A 6,350-nucleotide genomic window follows, 5' to 3' on the forward strand; every position below is an offset into this window, starting at 1 on the left:
AACCGCTCAGGATATGGCTGGTATGCGTGACAAGCACCTTGTAACTGAGGAGCCGGATGAGGTGAAAGTCTCACGTCCGGTTCTGAAGACGAGTCAGAGGGGTGACTCTCTGACTTAGTTCAACAATCAGTCTCTCTCGGTCATGTCGTTGACCTACAAAGAGACGGGTAAAGGCTTGTCTGCCTACGACATGAAAAAACAGATCCCCATCTGGAAGCAAGAGCATGAATGGCTAAAAAAATGCTATTCCCAATGTTTGCAGCAATCCGTTTTGAACCTGTCTCAGGCGTTTATCAATGGCTTTGATGGGCGAACACTGTACCCAACCTTCAAATCTCGGCACGGTCGGCAGTCGATTCAATATCCTCAGAACGTCAAGATTTTAAGCGATTCTGCGATTAAGTTCCCTGGCAACCTGGGAACGGTCAAGGCAAAGATCCATCGGGACTGTGTTGGCAAGCTCAAAACCGTCACCGTATCGAGAATGCCTGACGGTCGATACTATGCATCTGTGCTGATGGATGACGGAATTGAAAAGCCTCAATCCAGTAGTGAAGGTAAAGCAATTGGAGTTGACTTGGGATTGATTGATTTTGCGGTCACGTCTGACGGCTCTAAATTCAACAATCCGAAGCATCTCAAAAAGCATGAACGCAAACTGAAACGCAAACAGCGCATATTATCGCGCAAGAAGGATAAAACTACCAACAAACGTCGTAAGGCTAAAGTTGCACTCGCTAAAGTGCATGTCTTAATTTCCAGAGTGAGAGAAGATTTTCTACACAAGCTATCCCGCAAGATAGTCAACGAGAACCAAGTGATTGTTGTAGAAGATCTGGCAGTCAAGAACATGGTCAAAAACCACACTCTAGCCAAGTCAGTATCTGATGCTGGATGGGGAATGTTTCAAACCATGCTCAAATACAAAGCAGAGCAAGATGGGAAAATCTACCTCGAAATCGGGCGATTCTTTCCCTCATCACATCTGTGCAATGCGACGCTGCTACCGATTCCAAAGATGGATCTCTCCGTGCGTTCTTTCCTTTGTCCCCATTGCCACGCGCATCATGACAGAGACGTGAATGCAGCAATCAACATCAAAAATGAAGGCTTGCGGATATTGGCGCTAGGAACTAACGCTACTGCCCTTGGAGGCAATGTAAGACCAAAGCGGTTTGGGCGTAAGTCTACGACTGTAGAGGCGGTTGCCGTTGAATTGGGAAGCCAGTACCATACCGCCTCAGCGGTTGGTGTCTGGTAGTTCACTTACATACTTCTGTTTATTTGCACCTTTCTTACTTAGACTTCTCCAAAAGATCGGCTCAAAGGCGGGCAGAATGCCCACCCCACAAGGATTATTGGAGAGATCTGTTAAAGTCAGAGTTAGTTATTTCGCATTCCCGAGCGATATTCAGCTAGGAAACTCCAGCACCAGCGGATTGAATTAATAGATTGGGAGCATATCCAACAGGTTTATTCCCAACAGCAACTCCGCCATGAATCATACCCTGAATTTCGTTGCCAAAGAAGCTATAAGGAAATTGAGGTTCAGGACGGCTGACGAGTTCTAAACGGTTGGCAAGTTCGGTGGGAATCTCAAATTCCAGTGCTTTGAGATTGTCTTCTAGTTGGGATAATTTTGTCGCACCTATGATAACCGAGGCAATGCCAGGGCGATTAACTGTCCAATTTACTGCCACCTGGGCCATACTGCAACCTAATTCTTTCGCGACTTGTTCTAATTCTGATACGATTTTCCAGTTGCGTTCGCGCAAGCGAAGGGAGGCATATCGCTAATTTTCTGAAACGCCGGATTCGAGATTCCTTTCACCGTTTCTAGTCGTCCTTCCCCGGTATATCCACCTTCGCTAGGCTTATACTTACCACTTAGTAAACCGCTTGCTAAAGGACTCCAAACCATAATTCCCATACCGAGTTCAACTCCCAATGGCACAAACTCTCGCTCAATGTTGCGTTCCACCAAAGAGTATTCTAATTGCAGGGTAGATAAAGGCTCATAACCGCGCCATTCTGCCAAAGTTTGCGCGCGTGCGGCATACCAAGCAGGCGTATCGCTCAATCCGATGTGACGGACTTTACCAGAACGCACCAAATCGTCCATCGTTCGCATCACTTCTTCGGCAGGGGTGATGGTATCCCAAGTGTGGAGAATATAGAGATCGATGTAATCTGTTCCTAAGCGCTTGAGCGAGCCTTCTACTGCCCGCATAATGTTTTTACGCCCATTTCCGCCTGCGTTGGGGTTTCCTGGTTCGGCATTGTAGCTGAATTTCGTGGCGATAACTGTGCGTTCGCGAAGCGTGCCGGAGGCATATCGCGCCGATTCCTTTCGGCAATAAATTTCCCCAACCAAGTTTCGCTCGTTCCACCTGTGTAAAGATCGGCGGTATCGATGAAATTTCCTCCCGCATCCACATAGGTGTTAAACAGTTGGCGGGCAGTGTCTTCATCCGCACCCCAACCCCATTCCGTACCGAAAGTCCGAAGTGCCTAGTGCTAAACGGCTGACGCGCAAGCCCGATCGACCGAGGGTATAGTACTGATTGACAGACATAAAATGACTCCTTTAATCAACGAAATGAATTACACGCTGAATCATTTGAGAAGAGGTCAGATCGCCAACCATCAATCCCTTTGACAATATCTCTCCAGTATCGCGCTGCAAACACCAGCGCAGCCGAAAAACATGGTGATGAGTGTCAATATTTCCTTCCGGTTTCAGCCGATGATCGAAACGCTCTCGAAATCGTTCGATTAATGCTAGTACTCCTGCAATCCCTTCAATTGTCTCTGGGACGTGCGGATCGAGATAAATTACATCAGCTGTCATGCAGTTGATTAGCAAGTTATGCCTTGCCTCTGAAGTGTCTGCATTCCATGCAGCTAGATAATCATCAATTGATTTCATGATAAACTGTCCATATAATTGAGCGTTAGTTGGCTTCGTTTCTGGGTGGAGACGGTAGTTGTCAGGTTATTGTTTGGCATTTAGCATTAAAGCCAGGATACAGTCTAACAGGAATTGAGGAGCGGATATGGTGCAAATTGACCGAACTAACAACGCGATCGTTGGTTTAGATTTATACACCGTTGCCGAACGTCATCAGTCGGGTTTGGTTGAGGCAATTGTTGCACAACAAATCCCATCTTGGAAGTCTAATCCTTATTTTTTGTCAGCCAGCGTCCATCAAAGTTTGGACGGAGTTCGTGTCTTCACCTACAGCCAATGGCAACCTAAATTCGACCATCGTAGCTTGCCACGTCCTACTATTTTCGGCGAATTTTTTCCCCCTGATTCTCTGCAACTAGAAGTTTCTGCTAGTCGATCGGTATCGGCAAAAGTTGAAATTGTAGCAGGCAATCGTATTACACATCTGGCAGAATTTCGCATGATGCCATCGAACCAACCAGAAATGGTGAAACGAACAACTGCTGAACTAGATAGAGCAATGAATGATACACCAGGGCTAATTTCTGCAACATTTCACCGTAGTTTAGATGGAACGCGGATGTTTAATTACGGTCAGTGGGAAAATAAGGAAGCATTTGAAGCAATTCTTAGGCAGCCAGGATTTAATCCGGACAAGCCTTATTGGGAAGGTTTAGCTCGCAATGAGTTCCATTTATACAACGTCGTTCATGTTGTTCATAGCCAGGATTGAAGAACTACCAAATGCTATTTATGATTATTGAGCGCTTCAAAGACAATGACATGCTACCAATTTATCAACGTGTTCGTAATGAAGGCAGAATGTTGCCTGAAGGACTCAAATACATTGATAGTTGGGTAGAGCCAAATTTCAGTAGATGTTTCCAGCTCATGGAGTGCGATGATTTGCGCTTACTTCAGGAATGGATTTTGAAGTGGCGTGGTTCTGGAGTAACTTTTGAAATTGTTCCGGTAGTGAGTAGTAAAGAAACTCAAGAAGTCGTCGCTCCATTCCTCGATCGCTCTTAAATTATTCACGATCAATGGTTCGTGGAATTAAGTGAATGTTATGCTAGCCCAATCCGCCCCCATCAACGCTCAAATTGGCACCTGAAACATAGGAAGCTGCACCAGAAGCCAGCCACAGAACCATGCTGGCAACCTCACTGGGTTGTCCGGCTCGTTTGCTGGGATAGGGCGCAACCAGTTGTTCTTCGGTGACTTTCCAGTCGCGTTTGACGCGATCGAGCATGGGTGTATCAATTGCTCCTGGTGAAACAGCGTTAATCCGAATTGTTTTGCCGTATTCTTGCGCTGCCATTTTGGTCATGTGAATCACGGCAGCTTTGCTAGCTCCGTAGCCAATAATATTAGGAAAAGCTCGATGTCCGCCAATACTTGCTATGTTGATAATGGCTCCGCCTCCCGTCTTGAGGATATGGGGAATTTCGGATTTCATGCCGAGAAAAACGCCGCGAACATTGGTATTCATTAAATCATCGAATTCAGCGATCGCAGTGTCGGCAATCGGTGCGGGTGGATAATCAATTCCGGCGTTGTTAAAAGCAATATCCAGCCGACCGTATTTGGCGACGCAAGCATCAACAAATGCTTTCACATCTTCAGCTTTGCGAACATCTGCCCGCATATAGGTAGCTTCTCCACCCCGCGCCCGAATATCTCGTTCTACCTGCGCTCCCAAATTCTCGCGACGACCGCAGAAAAAGACTTTTGCACCCTGTTGAGCAAAAGCTTCGGCGGTGGTTTTGCCAATCCCAGAAGTTGCCCCAGTAATTAAAACCACTTTTCCAGCAAATTCGCCTTGGGGGTTAATTGTGCTAGCCAATTGAGTAGCATTCTGAGGATTGGGGTTAGATTCTGGAGTAGCGGCATTAGCGAAGCTTTTTGTCGATATGGCAGCGGCAATTCCAGCGGCTGCTGTAGCTAGAATATTGCGACGCGAGCATGACATCATAACCTCCGATAAAGCGACAAAAAAGGACGAGAAATGAGCAGGCGAATTTAGAATGAGGACTGTAAGTGCTTGGCGATCGCTGAAATCGATTGGTCAACTGTAGCTGGCTGGTCGTAGAAGTCGAATTGGGTGCGATCGCTCAACCATTTAAACTGTTTATTCTGACCGGGAATCGCCGCAAAAAACTGCCGCGCACCGTCGGGAATTGCCGCTTTCTCGCTATGGATAAACAGCGTCGTAACTTTGATTTGCTGGGCAACGGGCATGGGATTAAACGTCAGCCATTGCGCCCAAGATGCGACAGCAAATCGATTTTCCCACTGGGTAATCGCACCTCTTTGGGGATTTTGATAGTAGTCAATGTCGCCATACATCACGGCTGTTTTGTCCGTCTTACTCGTTGCCAAAACATAATCCGCTTGTCCGGTTTGCTTAAATTTCGTTTCTGCTGCTCGACCCTTTGCAATCAGGCTTTCTACTGCTGCTCTGCCGCCATACACGGTGTCAACAATTTGAGGCTCGTGAATCCACGGGGCAACGGTAATCAAAGACTTAATTCGAGAGTCTTCTGCTGTGGCAACTGCCATGTAACCTGCACTCGCACAGATGCCCAATCCGGCAATGCGATTGGCGTCTACAACATCCACCGTTTGCAGAAAAGACACGGCGTTTTTAATATCAGCAATTTTAGCGGTAGGAGACTCGAAACTCCGCAGCTTACCGCCACTTTCACCCCAAGAACGGAAGTCGAAAGCAAAGGCAGCAAATCCGCGCTCGGCTAATTTCTGTGCGTACAATGCAGGCATTTGCTCTTTGATGGTCATCCAAGCACCCGTCACAATTACCGTCGGCAGTTTGTCGCCTGGTTTGTAATTAGCAGGCAGGTAAAGATTCCCCACCAGGGTTTCGCCTTCGCTTTGAAACGTGACGCGATTGATACCCGGTTGTAGGGCGGAACGTTGGCTCAGCAGTGAAGACGCTTGAGAATGAACGGAGGCGGCGGTGACGGCAGTAGCGCTACCTAAAACGATAAGAGAGATGGCCCACAAGCGAGAACGTAATTTCACGATCGAGACTCCTGAATCAACTTTCATGCTCTTAATGTACGGAATGAGCCATTGGCAGAGATATTGAATTCTTGCGCGGAGTTATCAAAATCTTGCTGAACCTCAACTTGTGACTGGGTACAGCAGATTGCAAGTCAGTGATGCTCTGTGTGCGGGCACCCTTAAGGGTGCCGCTACACAAACGAAGGTGTAGGTCATACGGCTGCAAGACGCTATATAGCAGTTTGCAACTTGGTGAAATACAAACCCCTAGTAGGGGCACGGCATCAAAAGCCTTTTGGTGAGCAATAAATCTGATTTATGCCGTGGTTGGTGAAATACAAACCCCTAGTAGGGGCACGGCATCAAAAGCCTTTTG

Annotated in this window: 5 protein-coding genes and 2 pseudogenes; 3 read left to right on the forward strand and 4 right to left on the reverse strand. The window is 47.1% G+C overall.

The window, feature by feature from the left end:
- Nucleotides 1-124 precede the first annotated feature (124 nt).
- Nucleotides 125-1,261, forward strand: a pseudogene (locus MiSe_RS47060) (RNA-guided endonuclease InsQ/TnpB family protein); the annotation flags it as partial.
- 154 nt (nt 1,262-1,415) lie between these two features.
- Here the strand turns inward: MiSe_RS47060 and MiSe_RS54345 are convergent.
- Nucleotides 1,416-2,575 (reverse strand): annotated as a pseudogene (locus MiSe_RS54345) (aldo/keto reductase).
- A gap of 12 nt (nt 2,576-2,587) precedes the next feature.
- Nucleotides 2,588-2,929, reverse strand: a complete 342-nt coding sequence (locus MiSe_RS47075; RefSeq protein ID WP_226593973.1) for a hypothetical protein — start codon at nt 2,927-2,929, stop codon at nt 2,588-2,590.
- A 127-nt stretch (nt 2,930-3,056) separates the two neighbouring features.
- Here MiSe_RS47075 and MiSe_RS47080 point away from each other — a divergent pair, with 127 nt between their 5' ends.
- Nucleotides 3,057-3,683: an antibiotic biosynthesis monooxygenase family protein gene (locus MiSe_RS47080; RefSeq protein WP_226593975.1), complete on the forward strand. Its 627-nt coding sequence runs from the start codon at nt 3,057-3,059 to the stop codon at nt 3,681-3,683.
- An 11-nt stretch (nt 3,684-3,694) separates the two neighbouring features.
- Nucleotides 3,695-3,979 carry a DUF3303 domain-containing protein gene (locus MiSe_RS47085; protein WP_444980642.1) on the forward strand — a complete coding sequence of 95 codons (285 nt, stop codon included), beginning with the start codon at nt 3,695-3,697 and terminating at the stop codon, nt 3,977-3,979.
- 43 nt (nt 3,980-4,022) lie between these two features.
- On the opposite strand, the gene MiSe_RS47090 is transcribed toward MiSe_RS47085, so the two are convergent.
- Both MiSe_RS47090 and MiSe_RS47095 read right to left on the reverse strand, forming a co-directional pair.
- The gene (locus MiSe_RS47090) at nt 4,023-4,925 is read right to left on the reverse strand and encodes an SDR family NAD(P)-dependent oxidoreductase (protein ID WP_226593979.1); all 903 of its coding nucleotides are present in this window, start codon (nt 4,923-4,925) and stop codon (nt 4,023-4,025) included.
- A gap of 47 nt (nt 4,926-4,972) precedes the next feature.
- On the reverse strand, nt 4,973-5,992 hold the full coding sequence (locus MiSe_RS47095; RefSeq protein WP_226593981.1) for an alpha/beta hydrolase: 1,020 nt from the start codon (nt 5,990-5,992) through the stop codon (nt 4,973-4,975).
- Between the last annotated feature and the right edge of the window lie 358 nt (nt 5,993-6,350).

The sequence above is a fragment of the Microseira wollei NIES-4236 genome, from assembly GCF_020521235.1.
Classification (GTDB): domain Bacteria; phylum Cyanobacteriota; class Cyanobacteriia; order Cyanobacteriales; family Aerosakkonemataceae; genus Microseira; species Microseira wollei.

Excerpts from the sequence above, each read along its gene's own strand:
- MiSe_RS47090 (WP_226593979.1), bottom strand. The coding sequence starts at position 4,925 with ATGATGTCATGCTCGCGTCGCAATATTCTAGCTACAGCAGCCGCTGGA.
- MiSe_RS47075 (WP_226593973.1), bottom strand. The coding sequence starts at position 2,929 with ATGAAATCAATTGATGATTATCTAGCTGCATGGAATGCAGACACTTCA.
- MiSe_RS47085 (WP_444980642.1), top strand. The coding sequence starts at position 3,695 with ATGCTATTTATGATTATTGAGCGCTTCAAAGACAATGACATGCTACCA.
- MiSe_RS47080 (WP_226593975.1), top strand. The coding sequence starts at position 3,057 with ATGGTGCAAATTGACCGAACTAACAACGCGATCGTTGGTTTAGATTTA.